The sequence below is a fragment of the Achromobacter sp. GW823-FHT04E03 genome, assembly GCF_058796095.1.
Map to the genome: position 1 here is coordinate 12,928 of NZ_JBXAIJ010000007.1, position 22,423 is coordinate 35,350.

At 65.7% G+C, this 22,423-nt stretch carries 21 protein-coding genes and 1 pseudogene; 7 read left to right on the forward strand and 15 right to left on the reverse strand.

What is annotated here, in order from left to right:
* Positions 1-29: 29 nt before the first annotated feature.
* On the reverse strand, positions 30-1,412 hold the full coding sequence (locus AC1RHV_RS29760) for a putative bifunctional diguanylate cyclase/phosphodiesterase (protein ID WP_054458572.1): 1,383 nt from the start codon (positions 1,410-1,412) through the stop codon (positions 30-32).
* A 509-nt stretch (positions 1,413-1,921) separates the two neighbouring features.
* On the opposite strand from AC1RHV_RS29760, the gene AC1RHV_RS29765 reads away from it, so the two are divergent.
* On the forward strand, positions 1,922-3,895 hold the full coding sequence (locus tag AC1RHV_RS29765) for an EAL domain-containing protein (RefSeq protein ID WP_492302547.1): 1,974 nt from the start codon (positions 1,922-1,924) through the stop codon (positions 3,893-3,895).
* A gap of 95 nt (positions 3,896-3,990) precedes the next feature.
* Positions 3,991-5,436 carry a sensor histidine kinase gene (locus AC1RHV_RS29770; RefSeq protein WP_254593371.1) on the forward strand — a complete coding sequence of 482 codons (1,446 nt, stop codon included), beginning with the start codon at positions 3,991-3,993 and terminating at the stop codon, positions 5,434-5,436.
* 15 nt (positions 5,437-5,451) lie between these two features.
* On the opposite strand, the gene AC1RHV_RS29775 is transcribed toward AC1RHV_RS29770, so the two are convergent.
* The 3 genes from AC1RHV_RS29775 to AC1RHV_RS29785 all read right to left on the reverse strand — a co-directional run bounded on the left by AC1RHV_RS29775 (position 5,452) and on the right by AC1RHV_RS29785 (position 8,242).
* The gene (locus tag AC1RHV_RS29775; RefSeq protein WP_054458575.1) at positions 5,452-6,171 is read right to left on the reverse strand and encodes a response regulator transcription factor; all 720 of its coding nucleotides are present in this window, start codon (positions 6,169-6,171) and stop codon (positions 5,452-5,454) included.
* Between the two features lie 215 nt (positions 6,172-6,386).
* Positions 6,387-7,874: a protein adenylyltransferase SelO gene (locus AC1RHV_RS29780; protein WP_492302550.1), complete on the reverse strand. Its 1,488-nt coding sequence runs from the start codon at positions 7,872-7,874 to the stop codon at positions 6,387-6,389.
* The gene (locus AC1RHV_RS29785; RefSeq protein WP_054458579.1) at positions 7,871-8,242 is read right to left on the reverse strand and encodes a DUF2069 domain-containing protein; all 372 of its coding nucleotides are present in this window, start codon (positions 8,240-8,242) and stop codon (positions 7,871-7,873) included. The genes AC1RHV_RS29780 and AC1RHV_RS29785 overlap by 4 nt, the downstream gene beginning before the upstream one ends.
* 17 nt (positions 8,243-8,259) lie before the next feature.
* Between AC1RHV_RS29785 and AC1RHV_RS29790 the strand changes: the two genes are divergently transcribed.
* Together AC1RHV_RS29790 and AC1RHV_RS29795 are read left to right on the forward strand one after the other, a co-directional pair.
* The gene (locus AC1RHV_RS29790; protein WP_054458580.1) at positions 8,260-9,573 is read left to right on the forward strand and encodes a YihY family inner membrane protein; all 1,314 of its coding nucleotides are present in this window, start codon (positions 8,260-8,262) and stop codon (positions 9,571-9,573) included.
* A gap of 38 nt (positions 9,574-9,611) precedes the next feature.
* Entirely contained in the window at positions 9,612-10,070 is a 459-nt protein-coding gene (locus tag AC1RHV_RS29795) for a CBS domain-containing protein (protein WP_054458582.1), read from the forward strand.
* A gap of 28 nt (positions 10,071-10,098) precedes the next feature.
* Here the strand turns inward: AC1RHV_RS29795 and dusA are convergent, their stop codons facing one another.
* The gene (gene dusA, locus AC1RHV_RS29800; protein ID WP_082401337.1) at positions 10,099-11,115 is read right to left on the reverse strand and encodes a tRNA dihydrouridine(20/20a) synthase DusA; all 1,017 of its coding nucleotides are present in this window, start codon (positions 11,113-11,115) and stop codon (positions 10,099-10,101) included.
* A gap of 185 nt (positions 11,116-11,300) precedes the next feature.
* Here dusA and AC1RHV_RS29805 point away from each other — a divergent pair, with 185 nt between their 5' ends.
* Positions 11,301-12,269, forward strand: coding sequence for a homoserine kinase (locus AC1RHV_RS29805; RefSeq protein ID WP_119450729.1), 969 nt, complete (start codon positions 11,301-11,303; stop codon positions 12,267-12,269).
* A 66-nt stretch (positions 12,270-12,335) separates the two neighbouring features.
* Positions 12,336-13,139: a BPSS1780 family membrane protein gene (locus AC1RHV_RS29810; protein ID WP_054458588.1), complete on the forward strand. Its 804-nt coding sequence runs from the start codon at positions 12,336-12,338 to the stop codon at positions 13,137-13,139.
* Between the two features lie 9 nt (positions 13,140-13,148).
* Here AC1RHV_RS29810 and AC1RHV_RS29815 read toward each other — a convergent pair.
* Positions 13,149-13,256: pseudogene (locus AC1RHV_RS29815) on the reverse strand (DUF192 domain-containing protein); the annotation flags it as partial.
* Between AC1RHV_RS29815 and AC1RHV_RS29820 the strand changes: the two are divergent.
* Positions 13,225-13,371, forward strand: coding sequence for a hypothetical protein (locus AC1RHV_RS29820; protein ID WP_225589319.1), 147 nt, complete (start codon positions 13,225-13,227; stop codon positions 13,369-13,371). The pseudogene AC1RHV_RS29815 and the gene AC1RHV_RS29820 sit on opposite strands and share 32 nt — an antisense overlap.
* A 7-nt stretch (positions 13,372-13,378) precedes the next feature.
* Here AC1RHV_RS29820 and AC1RHV_RS29825 read toward each other — a convergent pair whose 3' ends face one another.
* The 9 genes from AC1RHV_RS29825 to AC1RHV_RS29865 are packed head-to-tail and all read right to left on the reverse strand — an operon-like array spanning position 13,379 to position 22,094.
* Positions 13,379-14,251 carry a type II secretion system F family protein gene (locus AC1RHV_RS29825; protein WP_054458590.1) on the reverse strand — a complete coding sequence of 291 codons (873 nt, stop codon included), beginning with the start codon at positions 14,249-14,251 and terminating at the stop codon, positions 13,379-13,381.
* 14 nt (positions 14,252-14,265) lie between these two features.
* A complete protein-coding gene (locus AC1RHV_RS29830) occupies positions 14,266-15,111 on the reverse strand; it encodes a type II secretion system F family protein (protein WP_119450731.1) in 846 nt (281 codons plus the stop codon).
* Complete coding sequence (locus tag AC1RHV_RS29835) at positions 15,108-16,802, reverse strand: TadA family conjugal transfer-associated ATPase (RefSeq protein ID WP_492302554.1); 1,695 nt, start codon at positions 16,800-16,802, stop codon at positions 15,108-15,110. The genes AC1RHV_RS29830 and AC1RHV_RS29835 overlap by 4 nt, the downstream gene beginning before the upstream one ends.
* On the reverse strand, positions 16,799-18,169 hold the full coding sequence (locus tag AC1RHV_RS29840; protein WP_492302556.1) for a type II and III secretion system protein family protein: 1,371 nt from the start codon (positions 18,167-18,169) through the stop codon (positions 16,799-16,801). The genes AC1RHV_RS29835 and AC1RHV_RS29840 overlap by 4 nt, the downstream gene beginning before the upstream one ends.
* Positions 18,166-19,020 (reverse strand): Flp pilus assembly protein CpaB, encoded by an 855-nt coding sequence (gene cpaB / locus AC1RHV_RS29845; protein WP_119450734.1) that lies wholly within the window; start codon positions 19,018-19,020, stop codon positions 18,166-18,168. The genes AC1RHV_RS29840 and cpaB overlap by 4 nt, the downstream gene beginning before the upstream one ends.
* The gene (locus AC1RHV_RS29850; protein ID WP_492302558.1) at positions 19,017-19,802 is read right to left on the reverse strand and encodes a hypothetical protein; all 786 of its coding nucleotides are present in this window, start codon (positions 19,800-19,802) and stop codon (positions 19,017-19,019) included. Before AC1RHV_RS29850 ends, cpaB begins: the two co-directional genes overlap by 4 nt.
* Complete coding sequence (locus tag AC1RHV_RS29855) at positions 19,799-20,416, reverse strand: pilus assembly protein (protein ID WP_119450736.1); 618 nt, start codon at positions 20,414-20,416, stop codon at positions 19,799-19,801. Before AC1RHV_RS29855 ends, AC1RHV_RS29850 begins: the two co-directional genes overlap by 4 nt.
* A complete protein-coding gene (locus AC1RHV_RS29860; RefSeq protein ID WP_492302560.1) occupies positions 20,413-21,831 on the reverse strand; it encodes a pilus assembly protein TadG-related protein in 1,419 nt (472 codons plus the stop codon). The genes AC1RHV_RS29855 and AC1RHV_RS29860 overlap by 4 nt, the downstream gene beginning before the upstream one ends.
* Positions 21,828-22,094, reverse strand: a complete 267-nt coding sequence (locus AC1RHV_RS29865) for a hypothetical protein (protein ID WP_054458606.1) — start codon at positions 22,092-22,094, stop codon at positions 21,828-21,830. The genes AC1RHV_RS29860 and AC1RHV_RS29865 overlap by 4 nt, the downstream gene beginning before the upstream one ends.
* Positions 22,095-22,423 lie beyond the last annotated feature (329 nt).

Below are 22,423 nucleotides of genomic sequence, written 5' to 3' on the forward strand. Positions count from 1 at the left end.
CAACAGGTGGGGTTTGCAAGCAACCCCGATTATGACACCGCCGAGGCCAAAGCCTGGATTTCGGAGGCCGGTGCGGGACGTCCCAACAGGAAACCCTGCATGACCCGGCATCCCAGCGACTTCAGGATTTCACGCTGGCCCTCGGTTTCGACGCCCTCGGCCACCACCGGCAGATGCATCGCCTGGCACAGGCCGAACAGCGCCGAGACCACCTCGCGGCTGCCGGCGTCGGATTCCAGCGCTGAGATGAAGCTGCGGTCGATCTTGACCCAATCGATCGGCAGGCAGCGCAGGTGGTTCAGGCTGGAATAGCCGCAGCCGAAGTCGTCCAGCGCCACACCGATGCCCATCGCCCGCAACGTGTTCAGGATCTTCACGTGCCGTTCGTAGTGCAGGATGAAGAGGGATTCCGTGATTTCCAGCACCAGCTTGCGCGGGGCAAGGTTTGCGGCCGCAAGCGCATTCGACACGAGTTCGACCAGGCCATCCTCGTTCATCTGCTTGACTGACAGGTTCACATGCACGCGCCAGGTCGCCGGCCATAACGCAGCCTGGGTACATGCCCGCTCCAATATCCAGGCCCCCAGCGGCACGATCAGGCCGCTGCGCTCGGCCAATTCGATGGTCACCGCGGGCGAGACGCTGCCGAGCACGGGGTGATGCCAGCGCAGCAGCGCCTCGCAGCCCTGCACCATGCCGGTGCCGCTGTCACAGACCGGCTGGTAATACAGTTCGAACTGATCCATGTCCGGCGTGGTCAGCGCCAGCCGCAGGTCGTTCTCCAGCCCCTGCTGGTCGCGCTGACGCGCCAGCATGCGGAAATCGAACAGGTTCCAGCCCGGCCCGCCGCGCTCCTTCAGCGGCAGCAAGGCGACCTGCACGCAGCGCTGCAGTTCTTCCACGCTGCGGCCATGCTCGGGATACAGGGCAGCGCCGACGCGGAACATCGCCATCAGGGGACGCCCGCCGAGTTCGTAAGGCACGCTCAGGGCCTCCAGCAGCTTGGCCGACACCTGAGCGGCTCCGGCCTCATCCACGTCGGGTGCGCAGACCGTGAACGCATCCGCCCCCGAACGCGCCACCATGCCGCCCATGGACCGGCAGATCAGGCCCAGGCGATTGGCCACCTGCACCAGCAGAGCCTGGTCTTCGCCGGCGCGCAACATGGCGCTGATCTCGGCGTATTGCTCGAAGCTCACCAGAAAGAAAGCGCCGCGGCGCGAACGGCCCTCGGCATCGTTGAGCCAGGCACGGGCGCGCCGGTGCAATTCCTGCTGATTCAGGACCCCGGTCAGTTCATCGCGCGTCAGGCGTTGACGCAGCAGGCGTTCCCTGCGTACGAAGACCCAGCATATCGCTACAAGTGCGCCCGCAAGCGTCAGGCACAGTGCGAGCAGGTAACTCTCACGCACGAAGCCCCCTATCCATAAGCCCCTGGCGTTGCGGTTCGAAAGGGAACCCAAGGGCTGTAACATTTTTTAAAATATGCATTATTTTCGCAAAAAACGCCACACTTCAGAGGCAACGCACCTCTTTTCCCTGTATTCCTACGGTTACTTTGGTTGCTCACGGAGGGTTTGGGATGAGCCACGACAGACTGGCGCCGGCCCTTGCGCCATGCTCGCCTACTACTTACGACAGCTACACCCGAAAAATTAATACACCGTGTCTCGATAGTTGTCATTGAAAATCAGACAGCTTCGAAATAATTGCACAGCTTGGCGTCTTACGGCGTGAATTTAGTAATATTCGGCACGTTCTGTGACATGTAGAATTGCTGTACCACTGATGTATTAGTGACTCGTATCACACCCGTATCCCGGCCCTCCAGCCCTGATCTCGATCCGACGCCATTCCATCCGGACACCTGGCAGTCCTCAGTGCAGGCCACGCAACGGCCAGGAAGGGAACCTCCAAATACATGTCCACATTCCGCCGGCTACTTTTCTTCACCGCCCTCCTGATCGGCCTCGTTCTGCTCGGCGCACAGACGGTGGGAATGCTGGCCGCGCACCGCTATCTGAGCGCGGAGTTGGCGCGGCAAAGCGACGACGGCGCTAATGCGCTGGCCTGGGCCTTGTCGCATGCGGCCGCCGCCCCCGAAGAACGGACTGCGCTGGTGGATGACATGTTTGCAGGAGGGGAATATGCGCTGGTGCGCATCGCGGACGACAATGGGGCGCCTGTCGTCGAACGGCAAACGCCGCAAACCGACCCACAAACCAGAGAGCACGATTGGCGTGATGCCTGGCTGAACATGGCCGCACCCGCCGTATCGCGGCCTTACGCTGCGCCAGACGGCAGTTCACAAGGCGTCGTGACCGTGCAAGCAGATTCGCGGACTGCTCGCGATACGCTATGGCAAGGCGGCGTGCGGGTCCTGGGACTGGTGCTGGCCGCGGGCCTGCTGTGGGCCCTGTTCTGCGTGAATCTGGCGCGGCGAATAGAAGCGCGCATCTCGCGCGACGTCCGTGAACGCGAGCGCGCGCTCGCGCCTGGCGACCGCAAGACATCGAATGGCGCCAGCGAACAGGCGGGTGTCGACCAGGCGCTGGTGGACGCGCAACGCCTGGTCGCCGCCACGGTCCAGGAACAGAATGCTCGGATCGAATCGCTACAGAGCGAGATCTACAGGGATCCCGTCACCCGGCTGCACAACCGCAAGTATTTTGTCGACCAATTCAGATTGGCGCTGGCGGACAAGGACCCTGATGCGGGCGGCCATCTGCTGATGTTTCGTCAACGCGATTTGGCGCAGATCAACCGGCACCTCTCGCGCGCGTTCACGGACCAGTGGCTGCGCTCGTCTTCGGACCGGCTGCGCAAGCTGGTCGCTGAATTCGGCGCTCCGGGGGCCATGCTCGCGCGCATCAGCGGTTCGGATTTTGCGCTGCTGCTGCCCCGCGCCTCGGCGCCTCAGGCCAGCCTGCTGGCCGAGCGTGTGCGGCGCGAACTGCGCTCGCTGCGCGTGCCCATGGACAAGCATGAATCCTGCCGCTGGGCCCTGGCGATGGCCACCTACGCGCCAGGAGACAGCATGAGCGACATCCTGGCACGACTGGATCACGCGCTGATGTGCGCCGAAAGCGCCGACGACGACCAGATAGCCTCGGCCAGCCGCGCGCCGGACAGCACGCACATCGGCGAATACAGCTGGCATGACGCTCTGGTCACGGCGCTCGAACAACACAGGTTCTCGTTGTCCGTGCAGCCTCTGCACGATCTTTCCGGCGGCCTGCTGCACCAGGAAGCCAGCCTGACCCTGCACGACACCAGCGGCGCCGCCCCCGTTCCGGCTTCGATCTTCATGCCTCCCGCCGTCCGCCTCGGCCTGTCCGCCGAATGCGACATACAAGCCATCCGCCTGGGGCTGGACTGGCTGTACGCACGCCCCGGCGCGCTGGCAGTACCAATTTCGCTGGCTTCGATCGCCCAACCGTCGTTCCAGTCCAGGCTTCAACGCATGCTGGCCGACCGCCCCGCCCTGAGCGCGCGCCTGATCGTGGAAATTGACGCGGCGGCCCTGGCCGCTCAGGGAACCGACCTGCACCCGCTTTGCGACATCGTCGTGGCTGCGGGCGCCCGCGTCGGTGTAAGCCGACTGTCGTACCAGTTCGGCGCCATCGAGCACCTGCACGAATTCCCCTTGTCCTATCTGAAGCTGTGCGGCGGCTTCATCGCCGGCCTGCTCCACAGTCCGGGCAGCCAGCACCTCGCCGCGACGGTGGTGGCCACCGCGGCCGCGCTGAATATCGCGGTCTACGCCGAGGACGTGCCAGACATTGCCACGCAAAACGTCCTGGCGGGCCTGGGCGTCCATGCCATGCGCGGGCCTGTCGTAAACTCCGCCCAGACGCACGACATCGCACCTGATCATCCATGGGTTTCCAGTTGACGGAAGGCATGCTGCTTCGCATCTGTTGGCTTTTTCGCGCCCGCTGGCCTTCCCGCCTGCGGCGCACCGGTAACGCCTCCGCGGTTCGGCAAGCCATGCTGCCTCGCGTGGGGATGCTGCTATGCGCCTTGCTCGGCCCCGACGCGGCGCTGGCCTACGGCGTAGGCGTTTCACACGAAGACCTGCATCTGGGCCTGACAGCCGGCGTCGCCACGGCCTGTGGCGTGGCCTGCGCAGTCGCATGGGCGGCCACCCGCAATGCCATTTTCGGCGCGGGGCTGGCCTTCATGTTGATCGAAGGGGTTTTCCGCTCCATGCCCACGCTGTTGCCGGCGGCGGCGCTGCAAGCCGGCTCCTATGCCGCCCTGCTGGCGCTCACGGCGCCCATCCTCAAAGAAGCATCCGCCGACAAACTGGCGACGGCCTGCCGCTGGGCCAGCCTGGCCTTGACGCTGGTAGCGGTACTGGCGCTGATCGTCGCATACGCCCCGGGCAACGGCGTCGTGTCCGCCGCCATCGCCGGGGCCTGCGCCATCGCCAGTCTGCCGCTGGCCACCTGGTTCATGGTCCGCGCCGCCAGTCCGTCGCCAGCGCGAGCGGCCGCGCTGGCCTTGGCCGGCGCCTATGGCATCTCGGCCTGGCTGCTGGGACAGGACGCCTGGCTGCCCCAGGCCGCGGCAGGAACGATCGCCGAATTGGCGCGACTGCTGCTGGTGTCTAGCGCCTTGATCCTGCTGGCGATCCATCAGCACGGCCACCCGCAACTGGGGTCGAAACGCGCAGGCCACGAGCACGCCGACGCGGAACACCTTGCCCAAGGCGAACTGCGGCTGGCAGAACTGGCCGGCGCGCTGGATACGCAGCGCCAGATGAACGCACTGATCTCGCACGAACTGCGCGCACCGCTGGCCACCGTCAGCGCGGCAGCCCAATCCCTGGACATGATACTTGCCGAGAGCGGCGAGGCCGTGGACAACCGCCTGGCGCGCATTCATCGGTCGGTCGCACGGATGACCGAACTCATGGATCAGTTGCTGAACCAGGACAGGCTGGGCGAACAGGCCTGGATGCCGCGCGGCGAACAAACGGACATGGCGGATCTGGTGCTCGATGTCGTCACCGCCATGCAGCCCGATACGGCGCATGCGCTGATGGTGCAAGCCAGCCCCTCCCTGCCGGTCTACTGCGACCGTCCGCTGACCAGCGTGGTGGTACGCAACCTGATCCACAATGCCATCAAGTATTCGCCGGCGAATGAGCCCGTGCGCATAGAAACCGGCGAAACCCGGGTGGGCGCCATTCCCATGGCGTGGGTCGCCGTCACCGACCGCGGCCCGGGCATAGGCGTCGAGGAACAGGCCAAAATCTTCGAACCGCATTTCCGGCGCACAGCGCACCGCGAAACCCAGGGCATGGGTATTGGGCTCTACCTGGCCCGGCGCATCTGCCAGAACCAGGGCGGCACACTGACCATGGAAAGCGAAGTAGGCGTAGGCACGCGCTTCGTCGTCACCCTGCCGGCCAGCGCTCCGGCGGCTTGACCGCCTCTGGCGGGTTCAGGCCGCGAACACGTAGCCCTGGCCGCGCACCGACAGCACGGGGAGCTTCAGGCCCGCGCTTTGCGCCTTGGCGCGCAAACGGCTGACCAGCACGTCGATGCGGCGCAATTCGAAGCCGCCCGGGCTGTCCGGCAGGAACAATTCCGCCAGGACCTGACGGCTGACCGCGCTGCCGGCGGCATCCATCAGGGCAACCAGGAAGGTCCGTTCCTGGGCGCTCAGATGCAGCGAGGCGCCATCCGGCGCAACCAGGATCCAGCCCCCATCCTGCAGGGACCACGAAGTGTCCGCGGTGGCGCGCGTTTCCGCATCCACCGGCCGAGGCGCCTTCGCAAGACGCATCCGACGAGCCAAACTACGGATGACGGAACTGAGTTCCAGCAGATCCACTGGCTTGGTCATGTAGACATCGGCGCCGCCTTCCAGGCCGCGCACCCGGTCTTCCAGCGCGCTGCGACCTGTCAGCATGACGATACCGACGGGGCTGAGGGCGCGCAGGCGGGTCGCCACGGAGAAACCGTCTTCACCGGGCAGGTGGGCGTCAAGAATGACGATGTCGCAGGGTTGTTCCTGCAACCGGCGATAAAACGCCGCGGCATTATCACAGGCGAATGCCACCCGGAAACCATAGCCACCCAAGCCTAACGCCAACTCCTCCCGGAAGTCGGCGTCATCCTCAAGCAGACCGATACACAGCAAACCATCTGCGCCAGCCATATTTAGAGTGCTTTATTTTGAAGATTATCGACAAATGCCCCGCGGACGCAGAGTCCCCGGGTATTCCGTTGGCGACAATCTTACGTCTTTTACAATGGAAACGAATGATTGCAATGAAAAAAACTGCGATATTCCTTGTCCAAATGGTTATTTTCCCGTAAATCGCGGGAAAACGGCTTTCGTAAATGTCCCGGTTGTTCGGCTGGCGGCCGGTTTCAAGACGAACAGCTGACCTCCAGGCTGCCCGCCCAATCCGGCGGCAAACCCGCATACCGCTCATACCCCGGCTGGGCCTCGTAGGGGTTGCGCAGCAACCTCATCAAGGTATCGATCTCGCTGGCATCGCCGGTCTTGGCCGCCCGAATCGCCTCTTCCGCCAGGTGATTGCGCAGCACGTATAGCGGATTCACGCCATTCATGCCTGCGGTTACATCCTGTATCGGCCGGCCGTCCTGCGCGTGCCGCGCCACCAAGCGATCCAGCCAGGCTCCTGCCGCCGGCCGGTCGATGAACAGGTCCTCGAACGCGCTACGCTGGCCCGACAAGGCGTCGGCCAGGCGACGCCACGTCAAGGTGAAGTCCGCCTGATTGGCGTCCATCAGCTTGAGCAGATCGTCCAGCAACGCTTCGTCGGCCGGTCGCCATGCGACCAGGCCCAGCTTGGCGCCCATGCGGTCATGGAAGGCACGCGTGAAGACCGGCTCAAATTCATCCAGGACTGCTCGCAGGCCTTCTACATCCTGCACCAGCGCGTGCAGGCTGCCACCCAGGCGATAAAGGTTCCAGAGGGCGACGGACGGCTGGCGGTTCCAGGAATAGCGCCCTTCCGAGTCCGAGTGATTACAGACATGGCCCAGCCGGAAACCGTCCATGAAACCGTAGGGGCCATAATCCAGCGTCAGCCCCAATATGGACATGTTGTCGGTATTCATCACGCCATGGCAGAAGCCCACCGCCTGCCAGTCCGCCATCAGCAGCGCCGTACGCCGGGTGACGGCGCGCAGCAGGTTGATATAGGGCATCACGTCATTCGAGGGCTCGCCCGTTCCCGCTTCCCGGCATTCCGGGTAATAACGGTCTATGACGTAATCCGCCAGCGTCTTCAGCATGTCGGGCTGGCGGCGCGACGACCAATGCTCGAAAGAGCCGAAGCGCACGAAACTGGGGGACATACGCGTCACAATTGCGGCTGTCTCCACCGTTTCCCGCATGACCGGGTCGTCGGACACCACCAGCGCCAGCGCCCGCGTCGTGGGCACGCCCAGCCCGTGCATGGCCTCGCTGGCCAGGTACTCGCGCACCGACGAGCGCAGCACCGCGCGGCCGTCGCCCATGCGCGAATACGGCGTCATGCCCGACCCCTTGAGCTGCAGCTCCCAATTGCCCTGCGGCCCCTCGACCTCGCCCAACAGATGGGCGCGGCCATCGCCCAACTGGCCGGCCCAGACGCCGAACTGATGGCCACTGTAGACCGCCGCGAGCGTATCGCCGCCTGGCAGCGGTTGGGCGCCGGAAAACACGCTCAGGAACTCGGGCGTGGACAGGGCCGACGGGTCCAGGCCGATCAGTTCCGCCGCTTCCGCATTGCCGTGCAGCAAGCGCGGATTATTCAAGGCCTGAGGCGCAAGCCGGGTGTAGAAGGCTGCGGGCAATGCCGCAAAGGAATTGACGACGCGCAGGTCGGACAACGTATGGGCGCTCATGCGCGTTGCCTCCTGGCAGCCCGTTTGGCAGGCCGCACGTAGAAAATGGCGCTAAGGAAGAAAATGGCCGACAGCAGGATCTCGCCCCAGGCCATCAACACGGATAGCGGAGCCGGATCCGACATGGCCCGCACCGCGCCCTCCATCAGGTAGAGCAGCGACAGCATCGAGGCCCACTGATAGGTATAAAGATTGCCGCGCAGGATGCCGCGCAGCGGAAACGCCAGCGGCAGGGCCTTGAGCAGCATCCAGGAACCGCCCGGCCGCAGCGGCGCCACCACGGTTTCCCAGGTGACGCAAAGCACGATCAGGGCGAACAGCGATACCGAGGCCAGCAGGCGCAAGCGGGGGTTGAGTTCAGGGTTCATGCTGCTATTATCGCCTGATGAATCGCCCCGCCGAGCCTGCCGCCGCGACGCCGGCGGCCACCGAGCACTCGACCTCGCGCTCTTCATGGATCGCGAGGGCCGGACGTGTTGTGCGCTTCAGCGCCGAACGCGCCAGCGAAGAGAAACTGCTGCAGGTCGCGTCCAGCCTCACCTTCACGACCGTCCTGGCCATCGTGCCGATGCTGGCCGTGGTCCTGTCGCTGTTTACTGCTTTTCCGGTATTCCAGGAATTCCGCGTCGCGCTCGAGGATTTCCTGACCAACAGCCTGATGCCGCCGTCCGTCTCGGACAACATCATGGATTACCTGAATCAGTTCGCGCGCCAGGCTTCACGCCTGACCGCCATCGGCGGCGTATTCCTGCTGATCACCTCGCTGTTGCTGATCATGACGATCGACAAGGCGTTCAACGACATCTGGCACGTGACGCGCCAACGCCCGCTGCGGCAGCGCGCGCTGGTGTACTGGGCCATCATCACGCTGGGCCCCGTCGTGGCCGGCGCCAGCCTTTGGGCGACTTCGTTCGTGGCGCGCGAATCGCTGGGCCTGGTGCGGGACGTGCCCGAAGCCGTCAGCGTTGCGGTGTCGTTCATCCCGCTGGTGTTGACCGCCCTGGGTTTTGCCACGCTGTTCGTCATGGTCCCGAACCGCGAGGTTCTCTGGCGCGATGCCCTTGTCGGGGGCTGCGTGACCGCGATCGTGCTGGAAATCATGAAGTCGGCTTTCGCCTACTACCTGACCCGCTTCCCCACCTACACCGTCATTTACGGCGCATTCGCCACCCTGCCCATCTTCCTGCTCTGGATCTACCTGTCATGGCTGGCCGTGCTGCTGGGAGCCATCCTGGCGTCCAGCGCGCCGCTGATCCGGCTGGGCCGCTGGGAAATCAACCGCTATCCGGGCGCGCCCTTCGTGGACGCCGTGGATGCGCTGCGCACGCTGCGCCAGGCGCAGACGGCCAATCCACCCGGACTGCCCGCCAATCTGCTGGCCGCGCAATTGCGCCTGCACCAGGACGAACTGAACGAAGTCCTCGAAACCCTGGCTGAAATGGGCTTGGCGACGCGCAGCCCCGAAGGCCTCTGGGTTCTGACCTGCGACGCCCGGCAAACCTCGATGGAACCCGTGGTGGACCGTTTTCTGCTGGACCGCGGCCAGCCCAGGGTCCGCAATGACCCCGAGATATTGCGAGTCGCCTCGGCCGTGATTTCCCAGCAAAATGCGCCCACGCTGGAAGAAGTCTGCGGAGAAGCGCAAAATACCGAAAATGGAATCGCTCCCGTGCTGCAGCTGGAAGCGAAAAAGAATTAGCAAATAGCATTAGGGCGTAAACCGCCCAGGAGGAACCGATGTTGAAGGTCAGCGAGATTTTGCGCGTCAAGGGCGATACGCTCTATACGGCGTCGCCCGACATGCCTGTGTCCCAGGCCGTGCAAACAATGAGCGAGCAGGACATAGGCTCGCTGGTGATCATGGAATTCGGGACGCTGACCGGCATGCTCACGTTCCGCGAGATCATCCGCCACATGCATGCGCATGGCGGCGCCGGCGACACCACCATCCGTTCCATCATGGACGATGCCCCGGTCAGCGTGTCCCCCAACACCAGCGCCGACGAAGTGCAGCGCCTGATGCTCGAAAAGCACGCGCGCTACATTCCGGTCATGGACGGCCCCACCCTGATGGGCGTCATTTCGTTCTACGACATGGCCCAGGCCATCGTGGCGGCCCAGCAATTCGAAAACAACATGCTGAAGGCCTATATCCGCGATTGGCCCACGGAAAGCGCCGAACCGGCCAAGTCCTGAGCCCGCGGCCAGCTTGGCTGGCCCCTCGTCAAACCCCAGCCGGCGCCGCTTCGATCGCGGCGCCGCGCATATCCGGCGCATGCCGCTGGCTGCGCCAGGCATCGTAGATCAGTTCAGGGTTGTTCGCGGCCAGCAGGGCCGGATCGGACAGCATGCGGCGCCAGCGGCGCGCACCGGACTGGCCATTCACCAGCCCCAGCATGGGCCGCGTCATCACCCGCAGGGGCACGCCCCGCGCGACCTGCCGCGTCGCATATCCCATCATCGCGTCCACCACCTGCGCATCGCTGGGCAGCCGCAGCGACGGCCATAGCTGCAAGGACACCTCGGACAGCACTCGCGGCGTGTGCCAGGCAGCCCGGCCCAGCATGACGCCGTCGAAATCGCCCGCGGCGCGCACGGACTGCTCGGCGTCGGCCAGACCGCCGTTGAGCACGAACGTGCAATCCGGGAAGTCGCGCTTCAATTGCCGCACCACGTCGTAGCGCAGCGGCGGAATCTCGCGGTTGTCCTTGGGCGTCAGGCCCTTGAGTACCGCATTGCGGGCATGGGCGATGAACACCCGGCAGCCGGTGTCGTAGATCTTGCCGACGAAATCGCGGACAAACGCGTAGGACTCGTCGTAATCCAGGCCAAGCCGGTGTTTGACGGTGACAGGGATATCCACGGCATCCTGCATGGCCTTCATGCAATCGGCCACCAGGGCGGGCTCCGCCATCAGGCAGGCGCCGAACGCGCCCTTCTGCACCCGTTCTGACGGGCAACCGCAATTCAGGTTGATCTCGTCGTAACCCCACTTTTTTCCCAGCCTGGCCGAATGCGCCAGGGCGTCGGGTTCGCTGCCGCCCAATTGCAAGGCCACGGGATGCTCGGCCTCGTCAAAGTCCAGGTGCCGCTCGACATTGCCGTGCAGCAACGCGCCGGTGGTGATCATTTCCGTGTACAAGCGTGCGCGCGGCGCCAGCAGCCGGTGGAAATAACGGCAATGGCGGTCGGTCACATCGATCATGGGGGCGACGCACAGCCGCCAGTCGGGGGAGTCCAAGAATCACTCTACAAAACAAGGGGATGCGGTATTTTACGGTGCTTGGCGGCTTTGTGTCTGGCGGGCGGCCGTATCCGCTCCACCGCAAGTCGGACAGACTGGCCCGCCATGTGGTCTAAAATTGCGCCGCCGCAGCCGAAACCGGCATGCGCGCGCGCCCGTCAACCCCTAGATCCCGCATATCAATGGCCGTATTCACCCCTGTCTCCGAAGACGACGCTCGCGCCCTACTGGCGCATTTCGATCTGGGCGAGTTTGTCTCGCTTCGGGGGATTACGGCGGGTATCGAGAATACCAACTACTTCCTGTACACGACCCGCGGCGAATATGTGCTGACGCTGTTCGAGGTGCTGACGCAGGCCCAGTTGCCTTTCTATATCGAGCTGATGTACCACCTGGCCGAGCGCGGCATTCCCGTGCCCCGGCCCCAGACCCTGCGCGACGGCACTCGCCTGACGACCCTGCACGGCAAGCCCTGCGCCATCGTTTCACGCCTGCCCGGCGGCTACGAACCCGCTCCCGGCCCGGCGCATTGCGCCCTGGCCGGTGCCACGCTGGCCCGCGCCCACCTGGCCGGACGCGACTTTCCGCTGCACCAGCCCAACCTGCGCGGACTGTCCTGGTGGCTGGAAACGGCACCCAAGGTCATGCCCTTCCTGGAACCGGCGCAGGCCCAACTGCTGTCGGCGGAGCTGGCCGACCAGCAGGCCGCCGCCGCGACGCCGGCCTGGCAGACATTGCAGACCGGCCCGGCCCACTGCGACCTGTTCCGGGACAACGTCCTGTTCGCCGGCACCTTCGAAGATCCGCTCATGGGCGGCATCATCGACTTCTACTTCGCCGGCTGCGACACCTGGCTGTTCGACGTGGCGGTGAGCGTCAACGACTGGTGCATCGAACGCGACACGGGTGAATTCGTGCCCGAACTGGTCGAGTCCTGGTTGGCAGCCTACGCGGCCGTGCGCCCGTTCACCGACGCGGAACGCGAGGTCTGGCCGCTGATGCTGCGGGCCGCCGCGCTGCGCTTCTGGATATCGCGCCTGTATGACTTTTTCCTGCCGCGGCCGGCTCAGACCCTGAAACCGCACGACCCCCGGCATTTCGAAAGAGTGTTGCAAGCGCGCCACCGCCCTGGCCTGCCAATATTGCCGTAACCGTTGCTCCCCCCATAATGGGGATAGCGCGTCCCTTTTTGAGAGATCACCCCCCTTTAAAGAGCCATGCAAGCAGCATTCCTCCCCGCGACATCCGGCTGGCAATGGGTCCGAGACGGCTTCCGTCTGTTCCGCAAGCAACCTCTGGCCATGTTCACCTGGGCCATGGCCATCAGCCTTCTGGTCATCTTCGCCACCGCGACGCCGCCGGTCGGACCCATACTGGTGGTGGCGCTGATGCCCATCATCACGCTGATGACGCTATCGGCGTGCAAGCATGTCGAAGCCGACCGCATCATGCTGCCCTCGATGTGGGCCAAGCCGCTCAAGCAGCCTGGCGTATTCAGGAAACTGTTCCTGATGGGGCTGCTGTACGCGGCGCTCTGCATTGCGACCGGCCTGATCATCTTCCTGCCATTCACGGACGCGATGGTCGAGGGCATGCGCATTGCCTCCGTGGAAAAGTCCATGGAGCCCATCCTGTCTGCCATGGCCGTTCCGCTGACTTTGTTCGCGATCGTGTATGTCGTGATCGCCGCGCTGTTCTGGCACGCCCCCGTCCTGGTCGCCTGGCATGGGCTGCGCCTGGTCCAGGCGCTGTTCTTCTCCGGCATCGCCTGCTGGCGCAACAAGCTGCCGTTCCTGGTCTACGGCGCCACCTGGATCCTGGTGTTTCTTTTCATCGACCTGTGCGCCGGCCTCCTGGTCGCCATCGGCCTGTCACCCCAGCTTGCCGGCACGCTGCAGATTCCCTTCAATATCGCCGCGGGTGGCGTGCTGTACTGCAGCTTCTATCCTGCCTATACCTCCGTATTCGGTATCGAGAACGCCGGCGCGCATCTCGACGACGGCAACGGCGCCCAGGCATGACGCCACGCGGCAGGGCGCCAGCGCCCTGCGCACCGCAAGCACCCTTCCCTGCCGCGATATGAATGCCACGTCGATGGCATAGCGCATGCCAAAGGTATGCACCGCGGCGCAATGCATCAGCAAGATGCCGGACCGCGGCCCCGGCGGCTTGCGTCCCAGCAAGCCGCGCGCGCGGCCGCAGCAGCTGGCGACCTTGAGTAGCCTGAGTCCGCCGCGCCGCGCCGATGGCTGACCGCCAGTCATTGCACGCTCTGCAGCAATTGCACCATGACCGGAAAGGCCAGCACGATGAACGTGCAGGGAAAGATGCAGCCGATCAGCGGCAGCAGCATCTTCACCGGAGCCTGCATCGCCAGCTGTTCCGCACGCACGTGACGATCGCTGCGGGCTTGCGCCGCCTGTGCCCGCAATACTGGACCCAGGCTTATCCCGAGCCCTTCGGCCTGCGCCAGGGCGGCCGCCCAGTTACGCGCAAGCGGGCTATTGCTGCGTTCCGCCAAGGCCTTGATCGCGGCGGTCCTGGAAACCCCCGCACGCATCTCTGCCAGCGCGTCAGCCAGGGCATCTCGCAGTATGCCCGCCGGTCCGCTCTGGGCGGCCATCTGCAATGCCCCATGCACGCTCAGCCCCGCTTCCACACACAAGGTCATCATGTCGAACACGAAAGGCAGGTCGCGTTCGATGCTGCGTCGCCGGTTGCTGCTCAAACTGCGCAACCAAAGCCCCGGCGCGGCGCCTGCCGCCAGCGCTGACGCTACCATCCAGGGAATCCATTCCCAGGACTGCGCCTGCGCCAAGACGATGGCGACCGCCGCAGTCAACCCGCCGGCAGCCATGGCCGCGCTCCAACACAGCGCCGCGACATGCGCGTAGCTGATGCCGGCGGGAAGCGCCGCCCGCTCGATGGCGCGAGTCAGCCGTATGCGCCAACGCCAGGAACATAAAGGCCCTGCCACGGGCGCCACCGCGGAAATCCAGGGCCAGGCCGCTCGCCACCACCACGGCAAGGCGGACGACGCACCCTCGCTGTCCAGCAGCAATGGCTTAAAAACCACCCATGCCAACCATCCCGCAGCCAGGGCGGCCGTCAACAGGCTCAAGTACAGCCACATCGCATCCGCTCCCGTCAGATATCGATCCGGACAATGCGCCGGATCAGCAGCATGCCCGCGGTCTCCAGTACCGCCACGATCGCCAACACGCCCCAACCCACGGGCGTATGCCACAGCAGGCCCATGATTTCCGGCTCCAGCCGGTCCAGCACGGCAAGCAGCAGCAAAGGCAAAGCGCCCACGATCCAGGCCTGCATACGTCCCTGCGAAGTCAGCGCCAGCAGCTTCGCCTGCAACTGCAGGCGGGCGCGCAGGGTCTGCGCGATGCTTTCCAGCGCCTCTGCCAGGTTGCCTCCCGTCTGCGCCGCAATGCGCATGGCCGCTACGACGAGCGCGGTCGAATCGGCCGGCATGCGGCCACGCAGGTTTTCAAGCGCGCCGTCCCATGGCACGCCCATGCGCTGCTCGCGCAACATCAGGCCGAACTCCTGGGCCAAGGGCGCGCTGCTCTGCTCGACGACGTGGCGCAGGCCGGTGGTCAATGCCACGCCAGCGCGCAGGGCGGAGGCGAGCATCAACAGCGCCATCGGCAGTTGCTGCTCGAACCGCCGGGCACGGCGCCGCCGCAACCCATTCACCAGCGTCCTGGGCAGGCGCGAGGCAAGCGCCGCGGCCAAGGCGGCGACAAAGCCGCTGCCCGTCGCAGCAAAGGCCAAGGCCGCCGCCATCGCCGCGCAAGCCACCGCGCCAGCCCACAATTGGGCGGGGTCTATGAACAAGAACACCTCGCTCAGACGCAGGCCCGCCTCCTGGGTGTAGACCTCGCGGTAGCGGCGCAGCGCTGGCGCAAACCAGTGTTGGGCACGCCACGCCAGCAGCAGCACGCATACCATGGCGGCTCCCGCAGATAGCCAGATCATGTCGCTCCTTGCGCAAAGACGGTGGTCCCCGGCGCCGCCTGCTCGGTGTTGGAGAACCAGGCGGGATCGAAGGCCTCCTCGGCCTGCGTCCATTCGCGCGCAAAGCCGGGCAAGGCGCCGCAGCCCGTGAAGCCGCCCATGCGGTCGTAGCGGAACAGATCCTGCAGCTGTATGCGTCCGCTTTCCATGCCCGTAATCTCCGCTATCGACGTCACGACGCGACGCCCGTCGCCCAGCCTCGCCTGCTGCACCAAGATATCCACGCTGGCCGCGATATGCTCGCGCACGGCGGCCAGAGGCAGATCGAGCCCGGCCATCAGGATCATCGATTCCAGCCGCCCCAGCGCGTCGCGTGGCGAGTTGGCATGCAGCGTCGTCAGGGAGCCTTCGTGCCCGGTGTTCATGGCGGTCAACATGTCGAATGCCTCCGCCCCGCGGCACTCGCCCACGACGATCCGGTCTGGCCGCATGCGCAGCGCGTTGCGCACGAGTTCGCGGATGTCGATGCGCCCTCGCCCCTCCTGGTTGGCCGGACGCGCCTCCAGCGCCACCAGATGATCATGGTTCAGGCGCAGCTCCGCCGCATCTTCGATGGTGACCACGCGCTCGCCGTCGGGAATCTCGTTGGACAGGATGTTGAGCAACGTGGTCTTGCCCGCCCCGGTCCCTCCAGATACCACCAGATTCCTGCGCATCCTCACGCAGAGCGCCAGGAATTGCGCCATGGCGCCGCTCAGCGTCCCCGCAGCGATCAGATCGGACATTCCGGGGCGCCGCTGTGGAAATTTGCGTATGGTCAGGCTGGCGCCCCTAAGGGCCACCGGCGGAATGATGGCGTGCACCCGGGACCCGTCGGCCAGGCGCGCATCCACCATCGGAGAACTTTCATCGATGCGTCGCCCCAAGGGTGTGACGATGCGCTCTATGACCCAACGCAGCGATTGCTCGCTGGTAAAGGCCGCCTGATGGCGCGACAAGCGGCCGGCGCGTTCGACATAGATCTCGTCGTGGCGATTGACCATGATCTCCGTAATGTCGGCAGCGGCGAGCAAGGGCTCCAGCGGCCCCAGGCCGACGGCTTCGTCAAGCACCTCGCGGCAAAGCGCAGCCCGGTCCACCCCCGGCGGCAAGTCGGTGTCCGTGGCGACGATATGCGTCAGCAGCCGTTCGGCCTCGGCGCGCAGCATGCTGTCGCTCATGCCCGCCACGTCGCGGCGGCGCAGATCCAGCGCCGCCAGCAGCGCCGCGTGCAGCCGCCGGCGCTCCTGCAGCGGATGTGGCAGTGGCAGAACCGGCACTGGCGTCGCCGGCGCGGGCAGCATCGGCGGTTCCTGCACGGCAGCCATGTCGCGGGCGACGCTTTCTGCCGCCACGCCGTCCGCCCCACCGTTGCGCTCCGGGATGTCCGCCAGCGACACCCGCAGCCGGCAGGGCCCGATCAGTATTTCGTCGTCGGGCAACACCGGGGCGTGGCGCACGACCCTCGCGCCGTTCACGAGGGTTCCGCCCAACGTACCCAGGTCTTCGAGCACGATCCCCGCCGCTTCGCGCAACAAGCGGGCGTGCTGGCGCCCCACTCTCCAGTTCACGATGCGCACCCCGCAATGCGCGCCCCTTCCTATCAACGCGGGAACAGCCACCGTGGATCTGTGCACGGAGGCGTCTTCAAACATCATTTCCACGTCGATCATGGCCGAGTTTCCGAAGAAGGAATCGGCGCGCCGTCTTGCGGCGAGCCCCACTGCGAACCGGTGCCGGCGTGGGCATCCCACCCTGCCGCGGCAGGCACGGCGGTGCCCAGGCGGGGCGGCACGGGAAAAGCCGCTTCGAGCACGCCACGTCCCCGCCGCACGCGGTCCGCCATGGCGGGCTCGGCCTGCGTAATCAGTTTTGGCGTCACGAATATGGCAAGTTCGGTTTCCCGCAATTGATAGCGCCGGGACGAAAACAAGGCCCCCAGAACCGGGATGTCTTTCAGCCATGGCAGGCCATCGCTGGTCTCGTCCCGCTCGCGCGACAGGAAGCCGCCGATGACCAGCGTATCGCCGGACCGCACGTTGAATTCGGTGGATGCGCGGCGCGTGCGTAGCGCCGGTCCGCCCGGCACGCTCAGCGCGTTGTCCACCGAACTCGCCTCTACCTCGATCAAGGATCGGATGATCCCGTTGCGATCGATGCGAGGGGTGATCCTGAGCATGACGCCATAGGGCTTGAACATCGTGGTCGCGTTGCCGCGCGTGTCGGTCGACGAGTAAGGAACCTCTCCGCCGGCCAGGAAGGTGGCGCTGGCGCCGCTGCGCGCGAGCAATTGAGGTTGGGCCAGCATGACGGCCTCGCCGCTTTGCGCCAGCATCGCGATCCGGGACGACAACAGCGCATTAACGCCGAAGTAGCCAGCCGCCGAAGAGACCGGGCCCACTGTTTCTATGATCCCTTCGCCTGGACGGTTCATGCGCCCCCTGGACCCCGCATCCCAGGCCAGGCCGGCGTTGATGCCGCCTTGCGACAGCCCGTCCCAGCGCACGCCCAGATCCCTCAGCCTTGAGGTGGGGATCTCCACGACCTGAACGTCCAGCTGCACCATGCGGTCCCAACCCACTTGGCCGGTAAAGTCCAGCACTGCGGGATAGCGGTCCGCCAGGGCCGTGATGCGCAATCGGTCATCGTCGGAAAGATCGTCGCCCTCGATCAGGATGCGACCGCCCACCTCAGTACTGCGCGCGCCGGGAATGCGGGCAAGCAAGGCCTCGACCTCTGCCCGCAGACGCGGCGCGCCGGCTGGCACGACCCTCAGTTCATAGGCCTTGGCGCGCCCGGCGTTTGCCCAGATGTGCAGTGACGAAACACCCTCGGCGCGGGCAAAGACCACGACCTCGCGCCCTTCGGCCTCGATGGCGCCCACGACCTGGCCGTTGCCTATCGCCACGCGCTTGACCCCGGGGTGCGACAGAATCCGCGTTTCACCCACCTGAAGTTCAATCACCTCATCCTCCGCCCGCGCTGCGGGATTGGCCAACCAGAGCACGCAGGCAAACATGCTGATGACGGCGCGTCTCATGGCCGCCCCCGCTGAAGTCGAGCCGGGCCTGCACTTTCCACATCCATTGCTCCTGTGCCTGCCGAGGGGTCCAGCCTGTCTCCGTACAGGATGGCCACGCCCGGCGCATTCCGGGGTTCCAGGTCCAATCCGATCAGGGTGGCAAGGTCGCCCTGCGCGGCGCCGCTGACCATTGCGGCATCATCGCGATGGCGCAACATCGCGGTCAGCGCCCCGCTCTGCCGCGCCGCCACGAATCGCATTGCCTCATCCGGCGTCGCTGCCAAGGTGATATTGCCGCCCTTGGTTTCGCCCTCGGCGTCGCCTCCCACCATCAGCACGCGCATGCCTTGCAGGAGGGGCACCGTCATCTCCCGCTGCCGATGCGAAAAACTCACATAGATGTCGATGGCATCGCCTACGCGCAGGACTTCCGCCAGGCCGCCCAGGTCCGTCGCCGCCACGGTCAATGCGCGTTGCCCGCTGCGCAAGCGGGACGCCAAGGCCGGGGCCGGAGGACTGAATGTCAGATGCCCCCGCAGCAAGGGCTCACCATTGGCGACATCGGCCAGCAAGGTGGCGCCAAGCAAACTGGCAAGATCCAGGGGATCGATGCTGGCCCGGGACACCCAAGGCTGCGGAATCTCGCGCACTGCCAGGTGCACCTCTTCGAGTTGCGTGCCAGCAGGCAGGTCGTACGCCGCGACCAGCCGGCTGACCATCGGCGTGCGCGCCTCTGCCTCCAACGCCTGGACCCGCTGCTGCACGTGTTCCCGCACCGCCCACGCGGATACCAGCCCCGCAATCAGTGCTATGGCATACACGCCCATTCGGCGCAGACGCGGCGCTACATGGGTGATCCAGTTCGTCATGGCACTCTTCCGCTGACCAGAAGGCCGGTGCCACCGTCCAGCGGCACCAGCGACAGCCGCATGCGGGAGCCGGAGCGGACCCACCAGTGCGCCGAATCCTCGGAGACGGGCATGCGACGCCAGCCATTCCGGAGCAGGTGCTGCTCCAGCTGCGCAGCCAACTGCCCCGGAGGCAAGGCGTATTGCCAGATCCGCTCGGAAACGCGTACGCCGTCCTCCATCAAGGCAATGTCCAGCCTGAGGCGACCGCCGGCGGGCAGCCAGGCAGGTGAAGCGCTTTCAGGCACGGCCAGAAGGCTGACCGCTGAAATGCTTCCGGCTGTCCGACGGGAGCCCAGGCCTTCCAGCTGGATGACCCATTGCTCCTGCCCCACCTTACCCGACAGAATCGCCTGACCTGACAACACGTTGAGATTGACCAGGGCGGGCTGCTGGGCAGACAGGTAACGGATCAGCTCCGCCGTACTGAGCGGCGCATCGAACACCAGCACACGCGCCGGGATTCCATGCAACCAGATGCTTTCCCCTAACAATCCGCGACGCGAACCTGCGGGCAGACGCAAGGCCTCCAGCGCGGTAACGCCTGGCCTGCTCCCGCCGGCCTCCCCGCCGCCCGTCACGAGATGCTGAGCTGCGGCGACATTGCGCCACCCTACGGCCGCAACAGCCACGGCGCCGGCCATCAACAGACGCAGCGTCTTTGTCATAGCCACGGTTCGCCAGCCGTCTTCCCGTGATGGGGCAAAACCCGCAAGGGGCGCCGAAAAGCGCAGGCCGATCATTTGCCCGCCCCCTTGCGGCTGGCAAGCCGCTCCCCAGGCACCACATCCGCCCATTCAGACAACCAGTCCAGCGACAGGCCGGGCCTGCGCCAGGGTCCGTCCAGGCGATCGACAACAGGCTTCAAGCGTCGGGCCTCGGCCACCGAGGCGCGTTCCGCCCTGTGCCAGGACGTAGGCGCCCGGCCGATCCGGCGCTGCGCGTCGGCATCGCCGTCCGCATAGCCGGCGCCGCTTGCCACATGCGTGCGGCGGGCGATGCGCAACCAGGCCGCGCTGTCCCGATCGAATCGCGCAGCGCTTGCCGTCACCGACAGCAGTCTCAGATCCACGCCGAACCATTCGTCCTGCAAGACGTTGACCTGTGCCGGTGCGATACCCGATAACGTGCTGGCCTTGCCCGAGAGTGCCATGCCGCCAGCTATGGACGAATTCCGCATGGGTTGCCCCAAGGCGCCGGCCATCGCGGTCTTGCGGCTGGCCTGTGCCATTTCCTGCGCCGTGAACTGCAATCCGCCAATCCAGGACGCCGCCCACAGCAGCAGGGCCAGCAGCGGCAACATCAGCAACGCTTCGACCAGAGCCTGCCCTTGCTGGCGCGTGGGGATCCGGTTCATGGCGCCCGCCTTGCCTGCGCGGCCTCTGCGGCGCTGACGGCGGACAAGCGCGCCTGCCAGTAAGGGCGGAAAAGCGTGGCAAGTTCATCACGGCCATCGGCCCGGCGTTCCGGCCGTGCAAAATAGGTTTCCGCCGCGGAAGTGACGGTGACGGCGTCTTCCGGTCCCAGTGCGGCATAGCGGAACGCCCCCAAGGGTGTCCGGACTGCGCTGTCGCCATCCGTGGTTTTCAAGGATGCGCCGGCAAGCCGGACGGTCACCGCGAAACGCAGGGGATCGCCGCTGCGTGGCAAGGCGATGTCGCGATAGGCTGGCAGGCCCCGCCCCGGCCAGCGCTGAGCGGCAGCCATGGCGTACGAATTGGCCATGGGATTGGTGAAGCCGTCGAGCAGATCCCAGTTGGTCGACTGCTCCACCCAGCGCCAGAAATCCTGTTCGGAAAAATCGAGCGGTGGCTCTTCCACGTACTCCAGGCCTTCGGGCGCCTTGATCTTCTGGCCTTGCGCCGTGCCCCAGCCCACGGCGTACTCGCGGAAGTGGCAGCCCCTCCAGCGGTTGAAACGCAGCGCATGGTAGGACTGGGTATCAAGAGCGCCCCAGCGTCCATCCGGCCCCAACCAGGTGGAACCGCGGCGCCGCAACTCGTGGCGATGCAAAGGGCACAGCGGATGGACCATCCACGGATTGCGGCGCGTGACGTTGCGGCGGTGGAGAAACCCGTACCGTTCCGCCGCTTGTTCGACAGCGGGCCGCAACCCCGCCTCGCGCGTGGCCAGGCGACGCCCCACGTATCCGGGCCAGCCATCGGTCAGCAGCCGCAGGCTCAGGCCCCGGACATGCGCGGCATCGCCATCGGGCAACGGAGCATCGTCCGACAGATTGGCGGACAGCACTTTCTTCATGATGCGTTCGCGCGAAGCCGCCAAGCCTGAAACAGCGGACGCCGCGGCTGCTTCCAGAACCTGGTGGACCACTCTGTCGTGCTCGCCAAACGCCGACGCGAGCCTCTGCTCGGCGTCGGGCACTGCCCGCACAGTTTGGTAGGCTGCCCCCACATCGGGGCCGAACAACATGGCGATCAGCCCGGCGGGCGGATTGCGGCGGTCGCGCTGCGATTGCATGGTGCGGGCGTACTGCGCCGAGGCAGCCAGCGTGACCAGATGCGCCATGGCGACCTGATGCGCGATCTGTGTGCGGTTGATGTAGGCCAGGGCATTGAGCGCGCGCGCTTGCTCCAGCGCCCCGCTGTAGGCGGCCGCGTCCGCGGCATGCGTCAGCCGCTGCCGCGCTCCCACGGTTTGCCCCAGGTTGTACAGCACGACCAGGGATATGCCTCCCACCGCCGCCATCAACAGACCCAGCACCAGCGCCTGGCCGCGCTGTTGAGCAAGCGGTGCGCAAGAACGCGCGTTCACTTCGCGTCCGTGGCATTGCCGGTGAAGGACTTGAGCGAACGGGCCTTGGTCTGCGCCGCCGCTTTTTGCGCCGCCTGTTGTGCCGCGCGGCTCTGCGCACCGCCGTCTTCGCCGGCAAGTTCACGCGCCATGGCGGCGGTCTGCGATCGCACCACCTGGCCGAAATACTGGTACACCGCGATGGCCGCCACCGCGACCAAGGCCACGACCACCACGTATTCCGTCATACCCTGTCCCGACTGACGCTTCCGCAACCCTGACATATCCGTTCTCCGGCACTGTGAAGACAGGCTTCAGTGTCGGCGTCTGCCCCCGGCCTCGCCATTCGCGGATGCCGAGGCGGATAAAGTGATCACGGGTCCGTTGACAGTGCACGGGCGGCGGCGGCCCGCCCAGGCTGGCCACCGCGCAAAACGGCATGAATCTTGTAACCCTTTAATATTCAAGGGTTTTCCCTATTGTTCGACCTATGGCTCAGCAGTAGATTTGAGTTGCCGGGCTGTCTGACACCCATCGCGTGCGAAGCCGGGCAGGAGCGCCTCAGACTCACCTTGAGCTGGGGCGCTCTTCCATTTTGCGGCGCGCAAATGCC